The sequence below is a fragment of the Kitasatospora xanthocidica genome (assembly GCF_014656195.1).
In the GTDB taxonomy this organism is placed as follows: Bacteria; Actinomycetota; Actinomycetes; order Streptomycetales; family Streptomycetaceae; genus Kitasatospora; species Kitasatospora xanthocidica.
The window spans coordinates 632,415-653,167 of sequence record NZ_BNBY01000002.1 but is presented as its reverse complement, the minus strand read 5'-3'; the positions used below and the strand labels follow the sequence as shown (position 1 = coordinate 653,167).

Here is a 20,753-nt window from a genome sequence, read left to right as displayed (position 1 = left end):
TCGGTGCTTCGGCGCGGCGCGTCGGGGTTTCGGCGCGGCGTCTCGGAGGTGCCCGGTGACAGGGAATCCCGCACCCGCCGACCAGGTGGCGGTCGCGCAGGCCGACCCGGCGTCGGACACGCGGGTGCTGCGCGTCCTCACCGCGTCGTCGGTGCTCTCCAAGGTCGCCGACTGGCAGCTGGGGATCGTCGTCCCGCTGGCGGTGCTGGCCAAGTCCGACTCCGTGGCCATGTCCCTGGCCCTGTTCGCCCTCCGCGGTGTGAGCTACGTGGCCTCCCCGTTCGTCGGATCGGTCATCGACCGCTTCGACAAGCGGACGGTGCTGGTGCTGGGGCTGGTCCAGCAGGCGGTCTGCCTGGCCGTGCTCGCCCTCACACTCTCCAGCCCGCCGACCGTGGCCCTGCTGGTGCTGCTCTCCGGGGTGGGCAGCGTGGCCTGCACCATCACCGGCCAGTTCGTCCTCATCCCGCTGCTGATCAGCGCGCCGGGCCGCCCCGTGGCGGTCGCCAAACTGAACTCGGCGGTGGAGCTGTCGAAGGTGATCGGCCTGCTCCTGGGCGGCGTCGGCTTCGCCGTCTTCGGCCCGTCCGTCGCCTGTCTGTGCATCGCCGGCCTGTACGTACTGGCCGGCGCGGTGGCCATGCTGCTGCCCGGGGTCTCCTCCGCCCAGACCGAACTGAACCTGCGCCGCGACCTCGCGGTCGGATTCCGCTGGGTGGTGAAGAGGGACATCCTCTGGCTGGTGGTCACGATGTCGCTCATCAACATCTCGATCGGCCAGCTGGAACCGGCGCTCATCGCGGAGTTCGCCCACCACAAGGTGAACACGACCGTCATCTCGGTCCTGATGGCGGTGGGTCTGTTCATGGGGGCGGTGGCCAGCCGGCTCGCCCCTTCCATTCTTCCCCGGTGGAGTACGGAACGGCGCATCCTGGCCGTCCAGATCGTCGCCTTCGCGGGGCTCGCATTCATCGCCGTCCCGGTGCTCCCGGTGCGCATCGGCGGATTCATGGTGGAATGCTTCGCCGTCGCGGTGAGCAACGTGGCGTCCATCACCTACCGGCAGGAGGCGATTCCACCCGAATTCGCCGGCCGGGTGAATGCGACGATCCGGATGTTCATCACGGGCGCGGTACCGCTGTCCGGTTTCCTGTACGCCTGGTCGAGCCGGTTCGACGGTTATTACCACTGGCTGCCGACCCTGGTCCTCTGGGCGGTGGCGATCGCGATCTGGGCGGTCTACACGCGGCACCGGGAAAGGGCCGTCCTCATGATTCCCGTACCGCAGTGACCACCGGAACTCGGTGTACGAAGAACATGGGTGGAAGACGAGCGGCGGGCGCGGCGGCCGGACATTCACCGGCCGGCCCCGACCGCAGGACACGGATTTCCCCGGCCACGAATCGCACGACAGGGATTGCGCGTTGGAGATCGCCGAACAGGACCACCTCGTCGTCGCCTCGGTCGACCTGGACGAAGCCGGAGCGCGCGCCTGGGAGGGCACGGGCAGGCCGGTCGACGTGGTGCGGCTGCTGGACTCCGCGGACGTGCCGCAGGAGGTCCTCTCCCGACTGGGGTTCGTGGCCCGGCCGCGCTGGCTGAACTGGTGCGCGCCGGTGGCGGCGTCCGAGGAGGAGTTCGCCGCCGGGCTCTCCGGCGCCGAGCGCCGAAACATCCGCCTCGGCCGCAGGTTCGTCGCGGAGAACGGGCTGCGGCTGGAGGTCCGGCCGTCTCTCACCGCGGAGTTCACGGACGACTTCCTGGTCGTCTACGACCGGCAGATCGCGGACATGCCGCGCGGGAAGAACTTCGCGCGCCGGCACCGTGACCGGCTGCTGGCGGCGGCGGACGAGCACGTGAGCGTCGGCCTGTGGGAGGGCGATTCGCTGCTCGCCGGGTCCATCTGGTGGCGGCGGCCCGCGCTCTCGGTCCTGCAGATGCGCTTCTCCGCGGCCTCGCCCGGAGCCCGGTCCGGCCGCGCGCTGCGGGTGCTCTACGCGGAGGCCATGGCGTACGCCCGAGAGCACGCGCTGACCTACGTCTCGCTGGGCAACGATCCGGCGCTCTTCGGGCACGTGGTGCAGCCGGGGCTGTTCACCTTCAAGAACCGGATGGGCTTCACACCGGTCCCCTCGGAACTCCTCGACCCCTCCCTCGGCGGCGAGTTCGCCGACCGGATCCTCTCCCTGCGCGCCCTGCCCGACCCCTCCCTGCTCGTCACCTGGGGCGGCCACCGCGGGCGCCCGCCCGCCTGGCCGGACGCGGTCCGCGGCGGCGTGCACGACTTGCTCGTCCTCACCGAGGACCCGCACGAGGACCTCCTCGGCCGGTTCCGCGGCAGCGGGTTCCGCGAGGCCCGGATGGTCACGCCGAAGGACCTCGCCGGCTGACCGGCTGACCGGCTCCCGTCCCACCGCCTGCCGCACCGGGGCTTCGGGGCGGAGCACGGGACTCCGGTCTTATGACAACAGCATTGACGTTCTACGGGGTCACCGGTTTCATGGCTCGCACTTCCCGCGCGTGCCCCTCTCCGGTGCGCGCGTTCCCCCACACGTGCAGCACCCCCACGAGCGAGGCGGTGATCCGTTGGCATCGACGGTGAAGGACACGGGCAGCGGTCCGAGAGCGGACGCGAGCGGCTCCCACGTCGAGATGCGGCAGTCCCTCGGCCTACTGGACGGCGCGGTGATCGCCGCCTCCAGTACGGCCGCCACCAGCAGCATCGGGATCGGCCTGGGCCTGATGGCCGGGGTCGTCGGCCTGCACCTGCCGGCGATCATGCTGCTGGCCTTCCTGCCCGTCCTGGCCATCGCGGGCGGGTACGGGCGCCTGAACACCGTGGAGCCGGACGCCGGCTCCAGCTACCGGTGGGTCGGGCGCACCCTCAGCCCCTGGCTGGGCTTCCTCACCGGCTGGGTGAACACCGTCGGCACGGTGGTGTTCATGGCCTACACCACCACCGTGACCGGCTCCTCGGTGATCCAGCTGCTCGAGGAGGCGCACCTGCGCAGCGTCGCGGGTCTGCGGCTCGACGCCGACTCGACCGTCCAGTGCACCCTGCTCGGCCTGGTCGTCCTGATCGCCGCCGCGCTGGTCGCGGTGCGCGGGCTGGACATGGCGGCCCGGCTGCAGAAGGCCCTGCTGGTGTTCGAGTACGCGGTGCTGCTCGGCTTCTGCGGGTACGGGCTGTTCGCCGGCGACCAGCCGTTCTCGCTCCAGTGGTTCAACCCCTTCGACATCCCCTCCTTCGACGCCGTCGCCCAGGGCATGGTGCTGGCGGTGTTCTGCTACTGGGGCTTCGAGTCGGTGTTCAGCGTCGGCGAGGAGGTGCGCGACCCGCGCGACGCCTCCCGCGGCGGCCTGCTCGCCCTGGTGGTGATGCTGCTGCTGTTCCTGCTCGCCGGCACCGCCTTCCAACGGGTGCTGCCGATCGACGAGTTGGCCGACAACGGCGCCCACGGGCTGACCTACTTCGGCACCAGGCTCGCCCACCAGCCGCTCGCCGCACTGCCGTTGATCGCGCTGATGTTCTCCGCCGTGGCCTCGCTGCAGTCCTCGGTGATCCCGACCGCCCGCGGGATGTACGCGATGGGACGCGACCGGGTGCTCGGCCCGGTCTGGACCCGGCTGCACCCCCGGCACGCCACCCCCGCCGTCGGCACGATGCTGATCACCGGCGTCGCCGTCGCCCTGGCCCTCGCCTCGCTCGCCATCCCGACCGTCAACGACCTGATCTCGGCCGCCGTCAACGCGATCGGCGTCATCGTCGCCCTGTACTACGCGCTGACCGCGATCGCCGCCGCCGTCCGCTTCCGCGGGCTGCTGCGCACGGCCCCGCTGGATGGACTGCGCGCGGTGGTCGGCCCGCTGCTGGGCGCGGCGGCCCTGCTCGCCGTCGGCGGCTACCTCGCCTGGACCTTCTACGACTCCACCGACCACTTCGAACTGTCCGCCGACAACGGGTGGTTCGAGCTGACCGTGGTGACGCTGATGGTCGTCACCGGGCTCCCGGCCGCGGCCTGGGCCCGCTGGCGGCGGCGCTCGCCGTACTTCCTGGGCGGCGGCGAGGGGAGTTGAGGGCCCCCGACCGCCCCGCCGGGTAGCGCCCTGTCGGGTAAGGGCCAGCCGGGGTAGCGCCCTGTCGGGTAAGCCGCCGGGTAAGAGCACCACCGCACACAATCAAGACGCACGAACGGAGCACCACCCATGACCGAGGCCGATCTGGTCTTCACCCGCGGACCCGTCCACACCGGCGACGCCGCCCGCACCCGGGCGAGCGGTCTGGCCGTCGTCGGCGAGCGGATCGTCGCCGTCGGGCACGACGAGGTACGGGAGTTGATCGGTCCGAAGACCGAGGTCGTGGACCTCGCCGGCAAGCTGCTGCTGCCCGGGTTCCAGGACGCGCACATCCACGCGGTGTTCGGCGGCGCGGAGTTGGCCGTCTGCGACCTCACCGGGACGGTCGGCGTCGCCGACTACCTGGAGCGGATCCGGGCGTACGCGGAGGCGAACCCCGGGCAGGAGTGGATCACCGGCAGCGGCTGGTCGATGGAGAGCTTCGACGGCGGACTGCCGACCCGGCAGCTGCTCGACTCCGTCGTCCCGGACCGCCCGGTGTACCTGACCAACCGGGACCACCACGGCGCCTGGGCCAACACCCGCGCCCTGGAACTCGCCGGCCTCACCCGGGACACCCCCGACCCGGCCGACGGACGGATCGAGCGCGAACCCGACGGCACCCCGAGCGGCACGCTCCAGGAGGGCGCCACCGGCCTGGTCGCCCGGCTGCTGCCGCCCTCCACCGCCGCCGACCGGCTGGACGGGCTGCTGCGCGCCCAGCGGCTGCTGCACTCGCTCGGCATCACCGGCTGGCAGGACGCGCTGCTCGGCGAGTTCAACGGCCAGCCGGACCCGTCCGACGCCTACCTGGCCGCGGCCCGCTCCGGCGCCCTGACCGCCCGGGTGACCGGCGCGCTCTGGTGGCGGCGCGACCTGGGCGCCGAACAGATCCCCGAACTGGTGCGGCGGCGTGAGGAGTTGAGCCACGGCCGGTTCCGGGCCGGCTCGGTGAAGATCATGCAGGACGGCATCGCGGAGAACTTCACCGCCGCGATGACCAGCCCCTACCTGGACGGCTGCGGCTGCGCCACCGCCAACACCGGCCTCAGCTTCGTCGACCCGGCCGCCCTGCGCGGACACGTCACCGAACTGGACGCGCTCGGCTTCCAGGTGCACTTCCACGCCCTCGGCGACCGGGCCGTCCGGGAGGCCCTGGACGCCGTCGAGGCCGCCCGCGCCGCCAACGGGTGGCGCGGCGCCCGGCACCACCTCGCCCACCTCCAGGTGGTCCACCCGGACGACCTGGCCCGCTTCGCGCGGCTCGGCGCGATCGCCAACATCCAGCCGCTCTGGGCCGCCCACGAACCGCAGATGGACGAACTGACCATCCCCTTCCTCGGCCCCGAACGCGCCGCCTGGCAGTACCCGTTCGGCGCCCTGCAGCGCGCCGGCGCCACCCTGGCGGCGGGCAGCGACTGGCCGGTGAGCAGCCCGGACCCGCTGGCCGGCCTGCACGTGGCGGTCAACCGGATGGAGCCGGAAGCCACCGACGGACGGGTCTTCCTGCCCGAGCAGCGGCTCGACCTCGGCTCCGCCATCGCCGCGTACACCGCCGGGTCCGCGCACGTGAACGGGCACGACGACGCGGGCGTGCTGGCCGTCGGGCACCTCGCCGACCTGGTCGTGCTCGACCGGGACATCCTCACCGGACCGGCGGAGGAGATCGCCCGGGCGAAGGTGGAACGGACGTACGTGGGCGGGGAGTTGGTGTACGCGACGGACTGAGTCCGGCCGGCGGGCCGATCCCGGCGGAACGAGCGGCCGGGGAATGGGCGGCCGGGGGCCGGGGTTGGTGACGGGGGCGGGACGGCCGCCGGTGGTGGGCACACGGGGGCTCACCGCCGGCGGTGCCGCGGCACGGGCCCGGGGCCGGTCCCGAGCGGGCCCCGGCCCGGGTCAGCCCTCCCGCTTCCCGCCCACCGCCCGCAGCCGGGCCTCGGCCGCGTCGAGGAGCAGGTCGAGGGCGTACGGGTAGCCGCTGCGGCGCATGTCGGTGGTGAGGAGGTCGGCGGTGGCGGCGATGTGGGGGTGGGTGGCGGCGTCGAGGCGGGCGTAGGAGGCCTGCCAGACCTGGCGGTCGGCGGCCGCGGCGGGGGCCGGGAGGGCGAGGGCGGCGGCGTCCAGGGCGGCGAAGCCGAGGCTCTGGTCGACGAAGGCGTGGTAGACGCGGACCGCCTCGAGGTCGGGGAACCCGGCGGTGCGCAGCACGCCGAGGATGGCCTCGACGGCGGCGGCCTCGTGGGTGCGACCGGTGGTGCGGTGGGCGGCGAGCAGGGCCGCCTGCGGGTGGGCCTGGTAGGCGGCGTGGATGCGCAGGCCGATGGCGCGCAGGTCGGCGCGCCAGTCGCCGGTGGGCTGCCAGGCGTGCTGGGCGCGGCCGATGAGTTCGTCGGCGACGGCGAGCAGCAGGTCGTCGGTGCTGTGGAAGTAGCGGTAGACCGCGCTCGGGTCGGCGCCCAGGGCGGCCCCGAGCCGCCGTACGGTGAGCGCGTCCGCGCCGTGCTGTCCGATGAGGCGCAGCGCGGTGTCGACGATCAGCTCGGCGGTGAGGACGATGCCCCGCTTGGTGGGGCGCCGGCGTCTCCGCTCCGGCTCGGGGACTACGCGGTCGGTCATGCCCTCCAGGCTATGTCAACGACGTTGACGTAGAGAAGAGGTCGACATAGAGGAGGCCGAGGCGGAGTGGGCCGGGGCGGCCGCCGGTCAGTCCTCGGCGGGGGACGGGGTCCAGGCGCGGCCGTTGTAGAAGTAGCTCGGGGCGCCGTGCAGGCCGGCCGTGCGGAACGGGCGGCCGTTGTCGTTCACGGTGAGGGTGCCGTGGCGGTTCCCGCTGGTGCTCCAGGTCAGCTCCAGGTACCAGCTGACGTCCTGGGAGCGGGTGGTGGCGTCCACGTCGATCACCTGCGGGTCGGTGCTCGACACCTTGTAGGGGAAGTCGGTCACCGGGGTCTTCTTCGTCCCCTCCAGGCCCGGGACGGGGACCGCGCGCGGCGCGGACGCGTCGAGGTCCACCGCGAAGGACGCCGGGGCGAGGTTCCCGCCGCAGCCCCCGCCCGGGGTGTACGCGTTCCACTTCGGGGCGGGCTGGGTGCTGACGATGCGCACCGACATGGTGCTCAGGACCACGGCCGTGGCGTCCGCCCCCTGCGCGGTCAGCTCCAGTCGCAGGTGCCCGGCGGGGATGGCGTGCTGCGCGGCCGCCCAGCTGTCGGTGCGCGCGGCGGTGTCCGGCGGCGGGGGCACCTGGGCGGGCGTGCGGGGGGTCAGGAACCACTGGCCGCAGGGGTGGCCCCAGTTGTTGGTGAGGACGTTGACGTGGAACGGGGCCTGGTCCTCCTCGGCGGCTGTGCCGGGCGGGGCGGTGGGGGTGGCCTCGGCGGTGGCGGGGGCGGTGGTCGGCGCCGTGGTGGGTGTGGTGCCGGGCGCGGTGGGCGCCGCTGTGGGTACGGCCGTGGGTGCTGCCGCGTCACCGACCGGACCGGCCGTCGTCGGCGCGCCGGACGCGGCCGGGGTGCCGCCGGTGTCGCGCAGGGCGAGGACCGAGACCAGGGCGGCCACGGCCGCGACGGCCACCGCGCTCAGCAGCACGCGGCCGCGGGTCCGGCCGGGACGGCGGCGGGCATCGACGGGCACGGCCACGGGGTGCACGGGCTCCACCTCCTCGGCCGCCGTGGAGGCGGTGGAGGGTTCGGCGGGTTCTGCTTGGGCTTGGGCTTGGGCTTCGGGTTCGGTCGTCGGCTCCGGCGACGGCTTCGCCACCGCCCCGGCCGCCTCCCGCCGCCGCGCCGCGTCCGCCAGGAGCCAGCGCCGGTGCAGGTCGACCAGCTCGTCGTCGCCCGCCCCGCAGGCCCGGGCCAGGCGCTCCACCGGCGCGTACTCGGCGGGGACGGCCGCGCCGTTGCAGTAGCGGTGCAGCGTGGAGGTGCTGACGTGCAGCCGGGTCGCCAGCGCGCCGTAGCTGCGTCCGGAGCGCTCCTTCAGCTCCCGCAGCATCGCCGCGAACTCGTCGGTCTCCACGCCCATGCGCTGCGTACCCCTCACCCCGGACCGGCCGCGGATCCCGTCGGATCCGCGGTTCACGGTACCGGTTCGCCGGGGCAGCGCCCGGAGGAGGGTGAGCACAGCGGCCCTGGTCAGGACTGCCGGTCCGCGCCGGCGGCCGACGCGGCGGCGTCCGCGACGGTGCTCCGGTACAGGCCCAGCCTCGGCTTGCCGACCTTGGCGCCGCTGCCGAGCGGGAAGCTGCGGGCGTCCGCGGCGGCCATGTGGTCGCCGTCGGCCAGCACGTTCAGCTCGTCGACCCCGGCCGCGGCGCCACCGGCCGTACCGCCCGGGTTGAGGTCCAGCACCGCGTACGCCGGCTGACCGGCCGCCACCGGGTACGCCGGGGCGCCGCCCAGCCCGCCGGGCACCAGCGGCCTGACGTCCTTGCCCCGGTCGGCGGCGTGCGAGTCGCCGAGGCTCAGCAGCGGGTAGTAGCTCAGCCCGCAGGCCGTCGTGCCCTGGTTGCGCACCTCGATCACCCGCTGGCCCGGCGCCTCGGCCCGGGTGGTCACCCGCACCGACAGCTTCTTGGCCTCGCAGGGGTGGGAGTAGGCGTACGCCTCCCCGCCGCCCGCGTCCCCGCCACCGGCCGGGGCGGGCGTCGCGGCAGACGTCGCGGCGGGCGCCTTGGGCGGGGCCGGGGTGCCGTTCGCCGCCGGCGCGGCAGGCGCGGCCGGTGCCGGCGCCGCACCGGCGGGGTCGGCGGCCGGAACGGCGGGTGCGGCGGAACCGGGGGCCGAGGCCGCCCGGGTCGGCGGCGCGGACTGCGGTGCCCCGCCCGCGGCGTCCCCGGACTGGCAGGCGGTCAGGCTGAGCGCGGCCCCGAGAGCGAGGACGACCGGAACGAAGAAGGCACGACGAACGGACATGGGTTCCCCCGTGACAGTGGTGGGTGAAGGAGCGGATCCGGACGGCGGGGCCATCGCCACCTGCCGTCGACCACCACCCTGACCCGCCACCCGCCCCACCCGCCACCCCTCCCCGCGACCACGGGACGCTGGAACAGTTCCACCCCCTCCCACCTGCGAGAACACCCCGCCCTGGAACACCCCGCCGGAACACCGGACCACCCCGAAGGGGCAATCCCGCCGACACCCACCGGCCCACGTGTGTGACAGCTCTGCCCAGGACCGGGCGGGCCCCTGTGGGGGTCGACCGCGCTGCGGATCCGAGGCCCGCGCGGGTGTGGGGCTTCCCCAAGGGATTCCCTCGGTCCTGTGATCGTTCCGCGCAGATCGGGCGGGTTGTGCGACCACCCGTCCAAGCCGGTGTTCAGGCCCGGGGTGGGCGGAAGAACTGCCGCTATGCTGACCGCCGCTCCACGGAGGAACGACGGGGAATCGGGGGAGACGCATGAGTGGTGGCGGCGGGGCCGGGGCCGGGGTGGGGTTCAGTGCCCATCCGGAGAAGCTCGGGGACGCGGGTGACCAACTGGTGGCGGCCAGTACGGACGTGGGCTCGGTGAAGGACGCGCTGGGGAAGCTGGGCATGTCCGGCGAGGGGACCTTCGGGGAGTACGGCGCGGGTGACGCGGCGAAGGCGTTCTGGCAGGCCTGGCAGGACGAACTGGGTGTGAACGTCGACGCGTTGAAGGACCTCGGGGGCAAGGTGCACACCACCGCGGCCAACTACAGCACCACCGATCACGGCGTCGAACAGCAGTACCGGCCGCAGGGGGTGTGACGGTGCCCGACCACAGCCCGAACCCGCTCAGCCCGTGGGGCGTCGACCTGGGCAACCAGCGGCAGCAGGCCGAGCGGCTCAAGAAGACCATCGACGAGTCGCACGGCATGTGGGGCGCCGGCGACCTCAAGTACGCCGTGCACGACGCCCTGCAGCTGCCCGCCCCGAAGGGGGATCCGGGCAAGCTCGGCGAGTTCGCCGCCGCGTACAACACGGCGAGCAGCCAGCTGGACGTCATCCAGATGAAGGTGGCGCGAGTGAGCGCCGAGCACCTGCCGGAGGCCTGGACCGGGCAGGTCGGGGAGAAGGCGGCCGAGGTGGTGAAGGCCTCCGCCGACGACCTGACGCGCTGTCGCGACATGCTGGGCAAGGGCCGGGACCAGCTCACCGCGCTGGCCGCCGCGCTGAGCGAGGCGCAGACCCTGCACGGGCAGGGCCACGCGCCGCTGAGCGAGGCGCTGAAGCTGCTGCACGACATCACCGTCTCGGGTGCGCCGGACCCGTTCAACTGGGACGACGACACGATGCACACCGCCCACGCCAAGGCGAAGGACGGCATCAAGTCGATCTTCGACGCCGCGGTGAAGGCCGAGGACGCCGGCCGCGCCGCCGCCCGCGAGCTGAACGCGCTGGCGGACAAGGCGCTGGCGGCCCGTTTCAAGAACAAGGGCCTGGGCGCCGCGGACAAGCTGGTCATCGTGGACGCGGAGGTCGCCGGCAGCGACCAGTTCGGGACCATCCTGACCGCCAACGACGTGACCCGGGCCGGCCAGTTCATGGACAAGATGAGCGACGCCGACCGGGCCCGCTTCGACCAGCTGCTGGCCGGCAGCAAGTCCCCCGAGGAGCGCGCCTACCTGATGAAGGCGCTCGCCGCCGGGCACGGCTACGACGAGATCAAGGCCTTCGACGACCAGATCCACGAGCACGGCGGCGACGCCTCCTGGCTGGCCCAGCGCCTCTCGCCGGTGCAGATCGACTCCTCCTCCACCAACCAGCGGGACACCTCGTACATGGGCGTGGCGTGGAACCAGGGCGACAAGCCGACCTGCGTGGCCGGCTCGACCGTCACCGCCCGGGCGATGGTCGACCCGCTCTACTCCCTCCAGCTCACCACCGGCGGGCACCCCGGCGACCCGAAGTACGACAACGGCAAGGCCGCGTACGACCGCTGGCTCAAGGAGACCGACCGCGTCTACGACACCAAGAACTGGTGGAACGAGTGGTCGGACGGGATGAGCGACGGGGAGTCCAAGGACGCCGCCAACGACGAGATCGGCAAGCACACAGGTGCGGGTTATCACACCGTCGACCTGGAGGGTCCGGAGCAGCGCAAGGACGTGCTGGCCAAGGTCGAGTCGGCGGTGGACCAGGGCAAGCCGGTGCCGATCGGGGTCAAGGAGGACACCTGGTTCCGTCCGGACGGCCACCAGATGATGATCATCGGGCACCGCGGCGACCAGCTGGAGATCTACAACCCCTGGGGCTACACCGTCTGGGTGAGCGAGAGCGACTTCGTCAACAACCACATGGAGGGGGCGGCGCAGGGCGGCGACATGCCGATCGCCGACCACGTCCAGATGCCCGAGTGAGGCCGCAGTGAGTACGACCCCCCATCCCATGAGCGACGCGAGCCTGGCCGAGCTGGACGTCGAGGTGCTGCTCCGCTTCGGCCTGCCCGCCCCGGGCCCGCACCGGGCCACGCTGTTCGGCGACGGCGCGGTGGCCGCCGCGATCACCGTCGACCGGCTCGGAGCCATGCCGCGCGCCCTGGTCTTCCTCGGCGAGGTGGTCCGGTCCGGCGGCACCCGCTACGCCGCCGCCCTGCCCGAGCCGCTGCCCGGCCCGGCGGCCGCGGTCGCGCGCGGCTGGCTGGAGGCGGCCGCGCTGGTCACCGGCGACGCGACCGGGGACCTGCTGGTCGCCCGGTGGCTGGACGCGGTCGCCGCCGTGCTGGCGCTGCGGGTCACCCACCGGGAGGCGAGCGCGTGAGGTGGCGTCGGATCCTGATCGCGCTGGTCGCCCTGGCGGCCGTCGCGGGCGCGGTGGGTGCGGTGGTGGTCCACCGGATGACTACCGGCAAGCTCGACCACGGCACGGTGTTCGCCCAGGACTCCGGCGAACTGGCGGTCAAACCGGGCGAGTTGTTCTCCGTCGAGGTGAGCGCCCACCGGGTGACCGGCCAGATCTGGACGGTCGCCGACCCGGCGCCCGACCCGGAGGCCGTCCGGACCGTGGGCGACGAGTACGTCAAGAACTTCGGCCTCGGGGACCTGGTCGGCGCCACCGGTTCGGCGGGCTCCGGCGGCCGCTACTACTTCGTCTTCCGGGCCGGCCCCCACCCCGGCCGCGCCACCATCACCCTGCACAACCCCCACCGCGCCGCCCGCCCGGACGGCACCGGCGGGGACGGATCCGACCGGGACGAGCGGCAGTTCACCGTCGACGTGCGCTGACCGGGGCCGGCACCGGCGTCCGGGCCCGGCGTCCGGGCCCGGCGTCCGGGTTCGGGGCGGGGCCGGGCGGGGCTGGACGGGGATCGGCCGGGGGTGCAGGTGGGGCCAGGGATCGGGGGAGCAGCCGGGGGAGGGGCGGCTTCGGGTGGCGGCCGGCCGGGTGATGCAGGTTTGGCCGACCGGTCGCCACGGAACGACTTCCCGCCGTACCGGCAGCGGCACCAGGTCGTGCCCGGACCCGAGGGATGGCATGACGACCGAAGGTTCCCAGGGGGCTCCCCGGCAGGCGCGGGCGCTGGCGCTCGCCCGGCACCCGAAACTGTGGCTCTTCCCGAGCATCCTGTGCGGCCTGCTGGCCCTCGTGCTCTCGCTGCTCTACATGGGCGGCATCGTCAACCCGACCGGGCACCTGCACCGGCTCCCCATCGCCCTGGTGAACGCCGACCAGGGCGCGCCGCCGCCCGGCCAGCCGGCGAACCTCGGCACGCAGCTGACCAAGGCGATCGTGGCCGGCACGCCCGACAGCACCGTCGACTGGAAGCAGGTCGACGAGGCCGGGGTGCGCGACCAGCTCTCCTCCGGCAAGGTCTACGGCGCGCTGGTCGTCCCCCGGGGCTTCACCGCCACCGTCACCGCGCTGGTCACCGGCGGGGCCACCGAGCGGCCGACCGTCACCGTGCTGACCAACCCCGGCCTGGGCAGCCTGGGATCCTCGATGGCCGCCCAGATCGCCCAGAACGCCGTCCACCAGGCCTCCCAGGCGGCCGGCCGGGAACTGCTCGCCACCGTCCCGGCGACGCCCACCCCGGGGCCGGACCTCGGCGCCACCGCGCGCCTGCTGCTGACCGACCCGATCGCCGTCGCGACCCAGGTCGGTCACCCGATCGGCAGCCACAGCGGGCTCGGCCTGAGCGCCTTCTACTTCACCCTGCTGGCCGTCCTGACCGGGTTCATCGGCGGCAACATCATCCACAACGGCGTCGACGGCGCGCTCGGCTACAGCGACAGCGAGATCGGCCCCTGGCACACCCGTCGTCCGACGGTCCCGATCAACCGCACCCAGACCCTGCTGCTCAAGATGATCATGACGGCCGGGATCATGCTGCTCACCACCGCCCTGGTGATGCTCGGCACGGTCGGCGTCCTCGGCATGGACGCCCCGCACCAGGCGATGCTCTGGCTCTTCGCCTACTGCGCGAGCCTCGCCGTCGGCCTCGGGGTCCAGGCGATCAACGCCGCGTTCGGCGGGATCGGGCAGCTGGTGTCGATGTTCGTCTTCATCGCGCTGGCCCTGCCCTCCTCCGGGGCGACCGTCCCGCTGCAGGCGGTGCCCGACTTCTACCGCTTCCTGGGCAGCTTCGAGCCGATGCGCCAGCTCAGCGACGGCATCCGGGCGATCCTCTTCTTCGACGCCCGGGGAGACGCCGGGCTGACCCGCGGCTGGATCATGATCGCGGTCGGCACGGTGCTGGCCGTGGCGTTCGGCTTCGCGATGACCCGCTACTACGACCGCAAGGGCCTGCACCGCTGGACGCCCCAGCCGACCGACTGAGCCGTCGGACAGGGCGCGGCATGAGGTCCGCTCATGGCTACGTCATGAGCGGACCTCATGCGTTTGCGCATGAGAGTTGCTCATGGCTCCGCCCATGAGACTTGCTCATGCCTCCGCGCATGAGAGTTGCTCATACGTCCGGGTATGAGACGTGCTCATGCCTTTGTCACGGTCACCTTGAGGTGCTTCATGATCGGCTGATCGCTCTGCGTGCTGTAGTCGCCGATCGCGCAGAGCACGTTCATCTCCGGCATGTATCCGGCCGCGCAGCCGCGCGGGATGTCGTACGGGACGGCCAGGTAGCCGGTCAGCGTGCGGGTGCTGCCGTCCCGGGCGGTGCTGGTGACGACCACCCGGTCGAACTCCTCGATGCCGCGCTCGCGCATGTCGTCCGTGTTCAGGAAGACCAGGGTGCGCAGGTTCTTGACGCCCCGGTAGCGGTCGTCGTCCGAGTAGATGGTGGTGTTCCACTGGTCGTGCGAGCGCATCGTGCCGAGAGCCAGCGTGCCGGGCTCGGGGACGACGTCGGGCAGCGGCGCGGTGGAGAACTCGGCCTTGCCGGAGGGGGTCAGGAAGACCAGTTCGCGGGCCGGCTGCTTGATCCGGAAGCCCAGCGGCAGCCGTACCCGCCGGTTGAAGTCCTCGAAGCCGTCGAGCACCCGCGCCATGGTGTCGCGGATCCGGTCGTAGTCCTCGATGTACCACTCCCACGGGGTGGGGCTGTCCGGCAGTGCCGCGCGGGCCATCCCGGCGATGATCGCGGGTTCGGAGAGCAGGTGCGAGGAGGCCGGCTTCTTCATGCCGACCGAGAGGTGGACCATGCTCATGGAGTCCTCGACCGAGGTGGACTGCACCCCGGCGCGCTGGTGGTCCTTCTCGGTGCGGCCCAGGCACGGCAGGATCAGCGCGGCCCGGCCGTGCACCAGGTGGCTGCGGTTGAGCTTGGTGCTCACCTGGACGGTCAGTTCACACGTGCGCAGGGCCTGGTAGGTGTACGGCGAGTCCGGGGCGGCGAGCGCGAAGTTGCCGCCCATGCCGACGAAGACCGTGACCTCGCCGCGCCGCATCGCCTCGATGGTGCGGACGGTGTCCAGGCCGTGCTCGCGCGGCGGCTCGATCCCGCACACCTCGGCGAGCCGGTCCAGGAACTCCCCGGCCGGCCGGTGGTCGATGCCGCAGGTGCGGTTGCCCTGGACGTTGCTGTGCCCGCGCACCGGGGAGGGACCGGCGCCCTCGCGGCCCAGGTTCCCGCGCAGCAGCAGGAGGTTGACGATCTCCCGGACGGTGTCGACGCCGTGCTCGTGCTGGGTGACGCCCAGGCACCAGCTGAAGATCGAGCGGTCGGCGTCGCGGTAGATCCGGGCGGCCTTGAGGATCTCGGCCCGGTCCAGCCCGCTCTGGCGCTCGATCTCCTCCCAGGGCGTGGACTCGCAGATGTCCCGGTAGGCGTCGAAGCCGCTGGTGTGGCGGTCGACGAACAGCCGGTCCAGCGCCTTGTCGTCGGTGGCGGATTGCTCCAGGATCGCCTTCGCCATGCCGCGCAGCAGCGCCATGTCGCCGCCGATGCGCGGCTGGAGGTTCAGGGTGCCGGTGCGGGTGGACCTGTTCAGCGCCATGTCGGTGAAGTCGTGCGGGATGATCGTCCGGGTCGCCGCCGCCTCGACCAGCGGGTTGACGTGCACGATCTGCGCGCCGCGCTTGTACGCCTCGGCGAGTGAGGTGAGCATCCGGGGCGCGTTGGAGGCCGCGTTGACGCCCAGGATGAACAGCGCGTCGGTGACCTCCCAGTCCTTGAGGTCGACGGTGCCCTTTCCGGTGCCGAGCGCCGCCTGCAGCGCCCGTCCGCTGGCCTCGTGGCACATGTTGGAGCAGTCGGGCAGGTTGTTGGTGCCCAGTTCGCGGGCCATCAGCTGGTAGAGGAAGGTCGCCTCGTTGCCGAGCCGGCCGGAGGTGTAGAACGCGGCCCGGTTCGGGTCGTCCAGCCCGCGCAGCGTCCGGCCGACGAGCTCGAAGGCGTCCTTCCAGCCGATCGGCACGTAGTGGTCGGTGGCGGCGTCGTAGACCATCGGCTCGGTGAGCCGGCCCTGGTCCTCCAGCGCGAAGTCGCTCCACCCGGACAGCTCGGTCACCGAGTGGGCGGCGAAGAACTCGCGGCCGACCCGCTTGCGGGTCATCTCCCAGGTGACGTGCTTGATGCCGTTCTCGCAGATGTCCAGGTGCAGGCCCTTGGTGTCGTCGGGCCAGGCGCAGCCGGGGCAGTCGAAGCCGCCGTTCTCGTGGTTCATCCGCATGACCGCCCGCGGCCCGTCCACGTACGCGCCCTCGCGGGCCAGGAAGCGGGTCACGCTCTTGGCCGCGCCCCAGCCCGCGGCGGGGTGGTGGTACGGCGAGAACCGCGGCGCGCCCTCGGGGGAGGGGCCGACGTCCTCCCGCGGGGTGGCGGGCACGTCATCGTCGTCGGAGGAGGAGGTCACGGGGTCGTCGGAGGTGGTCACGGCACTCGCCTTCCGTCGCTCGGATCTGGGGCGCGGCGGGCGGGGCACGGAACTGGGGGAGCACGGCGCTCCCGGAGCACGGAGGCCCGGGGAGCGCGGCGCTCGATGGACGCCCGGCGTTCGGGTCGAGGCTACGCCGGGCGGTCGGGCCCGGCGAGCGGAGCCGCCGGGGGCCCGGCCGGTTCGTACGGGCTGGCGGGGCCCGATTCGTACGGGACGGGCGGGGCCCTACCCCGGCGGGAGGCTGCCGAGGACGGCGGCGAGGTCGGTGCGCCGGGCGACCTCCAGCAGGGCGCGGGCCATCACCGAGCCCGGCTCCCGGGCGGCGATCACCAGGCCGATCGGCGCGCCGTGCACCGGCGCCACCAGCGGGACGGCCTGCATCCCGGGCGGCACGCCGAACACGTGCAGCCAGGCGTACGGCACGACGCTCGCCCACTGCCCGGTCCGCACGTGCGCGAAGAGCGAGGCCACCGAGTCCGTCTCGACCCGCGGCGTCGGCGCCAGGCCGAGGCCCGCGAACACCTCGTCCAGCACCCGCCGGCCCTGCATGCCCGCGTGCAGCAGGCACAGCGGCAGCCGGGAGGCCTCCTCCCAGGTGGCCTCGGGGTGGCGGGTCGGCCCGTCGGCCAGGCTGGTCAGCAGGACGTACCGCTCCTCGTACAGGGGGAGCGTACGCAGGCCGTCGGAGCCTGGTTCGGGCAGGTAGGTGATGCCCGCGTCGATCTCGAAGTTCCGTACCTGGCGCAGGAGTTCGTCGGAGCGCAGGTCGGTGGACAGTTCCACGGTGGCCAGCGGGTGGGCGGCGCACAGCGGGCCGGTGAGCAGGGAGACGGCGCCGGAGGCGGTCGGCACCGAGCCGATCCGCAGCCGTCCGCTCAGGCCGGTGCGCAGCGCGTCCACCTCGTCCCGCAGGGCGTCCCGGTCGGCCAGGATCCGCTGCGCCCACAGCACGATCCGCTCGCCCTCCGGGGTCAGGCCCTCGTAGGCGCGGCCGCGCCGGACCAGCAGTACCTTCAGCTCCTCCTCCAGCTTGCGGACGGCCTCGGAGAGCGCGGGCTGGGAGACGTGGCAGGCCTGCGCGGCCCGGGCGAAGTGGCGCTCCCGGGCGAGGGCGACGAGGTACTCGAGCTGGCGGAAGAGCATCTACTCGGCTCTCCGGGTGGTGTCGGCGGGCCCGGTGTCGGCGCGGTCCCTGTCGGCCCGGTCGGCGGGCTCGGTGTCGGCGCGCGCGGCGTCGACGGGCCCGGTGTCGATGCGGTCGGTGCGGGTGTAGACGTTCATCGACTCGCCGCGCAGGAAGCCGACCAGCGTCAGGCCGGTCTCCTCGGCGAGGTCCACGGCCAGCGAGGAGGGCGCGGAGACCGCCGCGAGCACCGGGATGCCCGCCATCACCGCCTTCTGGACCAGCTCGAAGGAGGCCCGGCCGCTGACCATCAGCACCGTGCCGCGGGCCGGCAGCAGTCCCTCGCGCAGGGCGTGTCCGATCACCTTGTCGACCGCGTTGTGCCGGCCGACGTCCTCACGAAGGCAGAGCAGCCGCCCGTCCGCGTCGAACAGTCCGGCCGCGTGCAGGCCGCCGGTGCTCTCGAAGACCTTCTGGGCGGCGCGCAGCCGGTCGGGCAGGGCGGAGAGCAGGGCGGGGGTGACCCGCAGCCCGTCCTCGGCGACGCTCCAGGGCGCGGTGGTGCGCACCGCGTCCAGGCTGGCCTTGCCGCACAGGCCGCAGGAGGAGGTGGTGTAGAAGTTGCGCTCCAGCGAGGCGTCGGGGGCCGGCACCCCCGGGGCGAGCACCACGTCGACGACGTTGTAGGTGTTGCCGCCGTCGGCGGTGGCGCCCGCGCAGTAGCGGATCCCGGCCACCTGGTGGGCGGCGTGCAGGGCACCCTCGCTGACCAGGAAGCCGGCCGCCAGGTCGAAGTCGTTCCCGGGGGTGCGCATGGTCACCGTCAGCGGGCGCCCGCCGACCCGGATCTCCATCGGCTCCTCGGCGGCCAGGGTGTCGGGGCGGTACGAGGGCGTGCCCTGGCGCAGGCGCAGCACCCTGCGCGGTACGGTCACTCGGCCCATGGTCGTCGGCTCCTCGGATCGGTCGGTGCGAGCTGCATCGTGGACGGTGTCGGCGGTGGGGTCGCCCCCGCCGTGGCGGACTCCGTTGCGGACTCCGTGGTGGACTCCACGGATGAATCCTCGCCCCTCCGGCCGCCGGGGTGCGCCACGTGGTCCGGTCCGGGCAGGTGGCGGCGGCTGTGCGCGGCCGTGACGGCCAGGCAGAGCAGGCCCACCGCGGCCATGCCGGTCAGCAGCGTCGGGTAGGAGGCGTGGCCGGCCGTTCCGGCGAGCAGCAGCGGGGTGAGGAAGCCGCTGGAGGTGGTGCTCTGGTAGAGCGAGGCGGAGCTGGGGCCGGAGCCGGGGCTGGGGCCTTTCGCGGGCGGGGTCAGCCGTTCCACCTCGTGCAGGCCCGCGCCGAGCGTCAGCCCGTACCCGGCGCCGAGGACGACGGCGGCCGCGACCACCAGGGCCACCGAGTCGCGGGAGGCGGCGAGGGCGCCGACCAGCAGTCCGGCGATCACGGTGGCCATCGCGGTGAGGGTGGCCCGGGCGCTGCCGTGGTCGTCCAGCCGGGCCGCGAAGGGCTGGGCGAGCACGCCGGTGCCGAGCGTCAGCGCCGCCACCAGGCCGCCGAACAGCGGGGCGTAGCCGGGCACGCGGTCGGCGACCAGCGGGGGCAGCACGACGTACGCCACGGTGGCGGAGCCGAGGACGGCGGGGCTGGCGGGCAGGACGACGTAGCGGAAACGGGGGTGCCGGACGGCCGAGCGGTGCGCGTCGCCCGGTTCGGCGCGGCGGCCCGGCGCGGCCCCCGGCGTGGTCGTCAGCATGGCCCCCGGCGTGGTCCCCGGTGCGGTCCCCAGCGTGGTTCCCGGCGCGGTCCCCAGCGTGGTTCCCGGCGCGGTCTCCGGCAGGCGCCGGGTGGCACGCAGGACCAGCAGGCAGCACAGGGCGTGGGCGAGCGCGGGCAGCACCGTCGGGTCCGGCAGCCACTCGGCGAGCACCCCGGAGGCCAGCGCGCCCGCCGAGAAGCCGACCCCGGTGGCGTACATCGCCCGGCGGGCGGGGGCCGCGGTCGGTACGGACGGGCCGGACAGCTCCCGGAGCCAGGCCGTCCCGGCCAGGAAGACCAGCCCGGCGGCGAAGCCGGTGGCCAGCCGGGCGAGGTAGACGGCCGGCTCGTCCGTGGCGGCCAGGACGGCACTCGCGGCGGCGGACAGCACCAGCGCACCGCGCACCACCCGCCGACGGCCGTACCGGTCGGCGGCGGGACGGCCCAGCAGCAGCCCGGGGACCAGCCCGACCAGGTAGACCGAGAACATCGCGGCCAGCGACAGCGCCGACCAGTCGGTGCGCGCCCGGTAGACGGTGGCCAGGGCGGTGAACTGGTTCGCGCCCCAGGCGGCGACGGCCACGGCGGCCGCCGCCGGCAGCCAGCGCGGGAACCGGCGGGGGAACCGGCGGGTGGGCATCTGCTTGCTCTGTTCTCGCGGTTCTCGCGCTGTCCCTCAGCCGACCGGGGCCGGGGCCGAGGGCAGGGCAGATGAGGGTGCCGGCTCAAGGCGGATGAGCAAGGCGAGTTCGGCGGCGGAATGCTCGCGGAGGAATTCAGCGGTCACCCGGCGGGACGCGGCCTCGGCGTCGTTGCTGCTCATGCGCTGCTCTGCCCCATTCCCGGGTTCCTCGATTTCCTCCTTTTCCAGTGTGTCGGCCGCGATATCCCCGCGTCAAAGAGGTCATTCCTGTGACGTGATAGGCGGTGCTTATCGGGAGTTTTCGCAATGCCCTGGACAGGCTTGACGGATAACCCCGGTCAAGGAATCGGGAATTCCGTACCGACCGAGGCCGGGGCCCGACTACTCCGGACCGCTCCCCACCGACAGCACGACCGCACTGGTCGCGCCGCCCGGCGTCTCGTAGTTCACCGTCTCCCCGGCGTGGCGCCCGAGCAGCGCCTTCCCGAGCGGGCTGTCGAAGGTCACCAGGGTCAGTTCCCGCTCCTCGGCGAGCTCCGAGATCTCGACGGTCTCCTCCACGCCGTCCGCGAACCGGACGGTGACGGTGGACCCCACCCCCACCACCTCCGTCGACGGCGCCCCGGCCACGGACGCCTCCCGCAGCCGCCCCTCCAGCTCGACGATCCGCCGGTCCAGCCGCGTCACCTCCGACGCGCGCTGCAACTCGTCCGCCGCATCCGCCCGGTCCCCCACCGGGTCCACCCCGCGCAGGGTCGCGGCCACCTCCTCGCGATCCGCCCGCAGCTGCGCCAACTCCTCCTGCACCGCACGCAGGCCCTCGGCACTGATGGGTTCGGGACCACCGGTCATACCTGCTCCCGGGCTGCTCGTCGAA

Annotated in this window: 18 protein-coding genes; 9 read left to right on the top strand and 9 right to left on the bottom strand. The window is 73.5% G+C overall.

The genetic code is table 11. The features are described 5' to 3' along the window. Window positions 1-55 precede the first annotated feature (55 nt). The 4 genes from IE332_RS06205 (at window position 56) to IE332_RS06190 (ending at window position 5,844) form a co-directional block, all read left to right on the top strand. On the top strand, window positions 56-1,291 hold the full coding sequence (locus IE332_RS06205; RefSeq protein ID WP_189914046.1) for an MFS transporter: 1,236 nt from the start codon (window positions 56-58) through the stop codon (window positions 1,289-1,291). A 133-nt stretch (window positions 1,292-1,424) separates the two neighbouring features. After that, window positions 1,425-2,390, top strand: coding sequence for a hypothetical protein (locus IE332_RS06200; RefSeq protein WP_189914045.1), 966 nt, complete (start codon window positions 1,425-1,427; stop codon window positions 2,388-2,390). A gap of 262 nt (window positions 2,391-2,652) precedes the next feature. Beyond that, the gene (locus tag IE332_RS06195; RefSeq protein WP_189914138.1) at window positions 2,653-4,077 is read left to right on the top strand and encodes an APC family permease; all 1,425 of its coding nucleotides are present in this window, start codon (window positions 2,653-2,655) and stop codon (window positions 4,075-4,077) included. A 129-nt stretch (window positions 4,078-4,206) separates the two neighbouring features. Continuing rightward, on the top strand, window positions 4,207-5,844 hold the full coding sequence (locus IE332_RS06190) for an amidohydrolase (RefSeq protein ID WP_189914044.1): 1,638 nt from the start codon (window positions 4,207-4,209) through the stop codon (window positions 5,842-5,844). Window positions 5,845-6,015: 171 nt separating this feature from the next. On the opposite strand, the gene IE332_RS06185 is transcribed toward IE332_RS06190, so the two are convergent. The 3 genes from IE332_RS06185 to IE332_RS40675 all read right to left on the bottom strand — a co-directional run bounded on the left by IE332_RS06185 (window position 6,016) and on the right by IE332_RS40675 (window position 9,032). Next, window positions 6,016-6,735, bottom strand: a complete 720-nt coding sequence (locus IE332_RS06185; RefSeq protein WP_189914043.1) for a TetR/AcrR family transcriptional regulator — start codon at window positions 6,733-6,735, stop codon at window positions 6,016-6,018. Window positions 6,736-6,822: 87 nt separating this feature from the next. Next, window positions 6,823-8,142, bottom strand: a complete 1,320-nt coding sequence (locus tag IE332_RS06180; protein WP_189914042.1) for a helix-turn-helix domain-containing protein — start codon at window positions 8,140-8,142, stop codon at window positions 6,823-6,825. Between the two features lie 110 nt (window positions 8,143-8,252). After that, on the bottom strand, window positions 8,253-9,032 hold the full coding sequence (locus IE332_RS40675; RefSeq protein ID WP_229928333.1) for a DUF4232 domain-containing protein: 780 nt from the start codon (window positions 9,030-9,032) through the stop codon (window positions 8,253-8,255). 484 nt (window positions 9,033-9,516) lie between these two features. Between IE332_RS40675 and IE332_RS06170 the strand changes: the two genes are divergently transcribed. The 5 genes from IE332_RS06170 to IE332_RS06150 all read left to right on the top strand — a co-directional run bounded on the left by IE332_RS06170 (window position 9,517) and on the right by IE332_RS06150 (window position 13,854). After that, on the top strand, window positions 9,517-9,846 hold the full coding sequence (locus IE332_RS06170) for a hypothetical protein (RefSeq protein ID WP_189914041.1): 330 nt from the start codon (window positions 9,517-9,519) through the stop codon (window positions 9,844-9,846). A gap of 2 nt (window positions 9,847-9,848) precedes the next feature. Then, on the top strand, window positions 9,849-11,438 hold the full coding sequence (locus tag IE332_RS06165; protein WP_189914040.1) for a peptidoglycan-binding protein: 1,590 nt from the start codon (window positions 9,849-9,851) through the stop codon (window positions 11,436-11,438). A gap of 28 nt (window positions 11,439-11,466) precedes the next feature. Further along, a complete protein-coding gene (locus IE332_RS06160; RefSeq protein WP_189914039.1) occupies window positions 11,467-11,838 on the top strand; it encodes a hypothetical protein in 372 nt (123 codons plus the stop codon). Then, window positions 11,835-12,302, top strand: coding sequence for a protease inhibitor I42 family protein (locus IE332_RS06155; protein WP_189914038.1), 468 nt, complete (start codon window positions 11,835-11,837; stop codon window positions 12,300-12,302). Before IE332_RS06160 ends, IE332_RS06155 begins: the two co-directional genes overlap by 4 nt. Window positions 12,303-12,552: 250 nt before the next feature. Then, the gene (locus IE332_RS06150; RefSeq protein WP_189914037.1) at window positions 12,553-13,854 is read left to right on the top strand and encodes a YhgE/Pip domain-containing protein; all 1,302 of its coding nucleotides are present in this window, start codon (window positions 12,553-12,555) and stop codon (window positions 13,852-13,854) included. Between the two features lie 155 nt (window positions 13,855-14,009). Here IE332_RS06150 and IE332_RS06145 read toward each other — a convergent pair whose 3' ends face one another. From IE332_RS06145 to IE332_RS06120, 6 genes are all read right to left on the bottom strand, one after another. Continuing rightward, on the bottom strand, window positions 14,010-16,301 hold the full coding sequence (locus tag IE332_RS06145) for an FdhF/YdeP family oxidoreductase (RefSeq protein WP_229928369.1): 2,292 nt from the start codon (window positions 16,299-16,301) through the stop codon (window positions 14,010-14,012). 276 nt (window positions 16,302-16,577) lie between these two features. Next, on the bottom strand, window positions 16,578-17,495 hold the full coding sequence (locus tag IE332_RS06140) for a LysR family transcriptional regulator (RefSeq protein WP_189914036.1): 918 nt from the start codon (window positions 17,493-17,495) through the stop codon (window positions 16,578-16,580). Beyond that, entirely contained in the window at window positions 17,496-18,419 is a 924-nt protein-coding gene (gene fdhD, locus IE332_RS06135; RefSeq protein ID WP_189914035.1) for a formate dehydrogenase accessory sulfurtransferase FdhD, read from the bottom strand. Further along, complete coding sequence (locus IE332_RS06130) at window positions 18,407-19,873, bottom strand: MFS transporter (RefSeq protein WP_189914034.1); 1,467 nt, start codon at window positions 19,871-19,873, stop codon at window positions 18,407-18,409. The genes fdhD and IE332_RS06130 overlap by 13 nt, the downstream gene beginning before the upstream one ends. A gap of 36 nt (window positions 19,874-19,909) precedes the next feature. After that, window positions 19,910-20,056, bottom strand: coding sequence for a hypothetical protein (locus IE332_RS06125; RefSeq protein ID WP_189914033.1), 147 nt, complete (start codon window positions 20,054-20,056; stop codon window positions 19,910-19,912). Window positions 20,057-20,257: 201 nt separating this feature from the next. After that, on the bottom strand, window positions 20,258-20,728 hold the full coding sequence (locus IE332_RS06120) for a GreA/GreB family elongation factor (RefSeq protein WP_189914032.1): 471 nt from the start codon (window positions 20,726-20,728) through the stop codon (window positions 20,258-20,260). Window positions 20,729-20,753: the final 25 nt, after the last annotated feature.

What these genes read in the sequence shown, in the direction of transcription:
- IE332_RS06195 (WP_189914138.1), top strand. Translation starts at nt 2,653, where the DNA reads ATGCGGCAGTCCCTCGGCCTACTGGACGGCGCGGTGATCGCCGCCTCC.
- IE332_RS06190 (WP_189914044.1), top strand. Translation starts at nt 4,207, where the DNA reads ATGACCGAGGCCGATCTGGTCTTCACCCGCGGACCCGTCCACACCGGC.
- IE332_RS06185 (WP_189914043.1), bottom strand. Translation starts at nt 6,735, where the DNA reads ATGACCGACCGCGTAGTCCCCGAGCCGGAGCGGAGACGCCGGCGCCCC.
- IE332_RS06180 (WP_189914042.1), bottom strand. Translation starts at nt 8,142, where the DNA reads ATGGGCGTGGAGACCGACGAGTTCGCGGCGATGCTGCGGGAGCTGAAG.
- IE332_RS40675 (WP_229928333.1), bottom strand. Translation starts at nt 9,032, where the DNA reads ATGTCCGTTCGTCGTGCCTTCTTCGTTCCGGTCGTCCTCGCTCTCGGG.
- IE332_RS06170 (WP_189914041.1), top strand. Translation starts at nt 9,517, where the DNA reads ATGAGTGGTGGCGGCGGGGCCGGGGCCGGGGTGGGGTTCAGTGCCCAT.
- IE332_RS06160 (WP_189914039.1), top strand. Translation starts at nt 11,467, where the DNA reads ATGAGCGACGCGAGCCTGGCCGAGCTGGACGTCGAGGTGCTGCTCCGC.
- IE332_RS06150 (WP_189914037.1), top strand. Translation starts at nt 12,553, where the DNA reads ATGACGACCGAAGGTTCCCAGGGGGCTCCCCGGCAGGCGCGGGCGCTG.
- IE332_RS06140 (WP_189914036.1), bottom strand. Translation starts at nt 17,495, where the DNA reads ATGCTCTTCCGCCAGCTCGAGTACCTCGTCGCCCTCGCCCGGGAGCGC.
- fdhD (WP_189914035.1), bottom strand. Translation starts at nt 18,419, where the DNA reads ATGGGCCGAGTGACCGTACCGCGCAGGGTGCTGCGCCTGCGCCAGGGC.
- IE332_RS06130 (WP_189914034.1), bottom strand. Translation starts at nt 19,873, where the DNA reads ATGCCCACCCGCCGGTTCCCCCGCCGGTTCCCGCGCTGGCTGCCGGCG.
- IE332_RS06125 (WP_189914033.1), bottom strand. Translation starts at nt 20,056, where the DNA reads ATGAGCAGCAACGACGCCGAGGCCGCGTCCCGCCGGGTGACCGCTGAA.
- IE332_RS06120 (WP_189914032.1), bottom strand. Translation starts at nt 20,728, where the DNA reads ATGACCGGTGGTCCCGAACCCATCAGTGCCGAGGGCCTGCGTGCGGTG.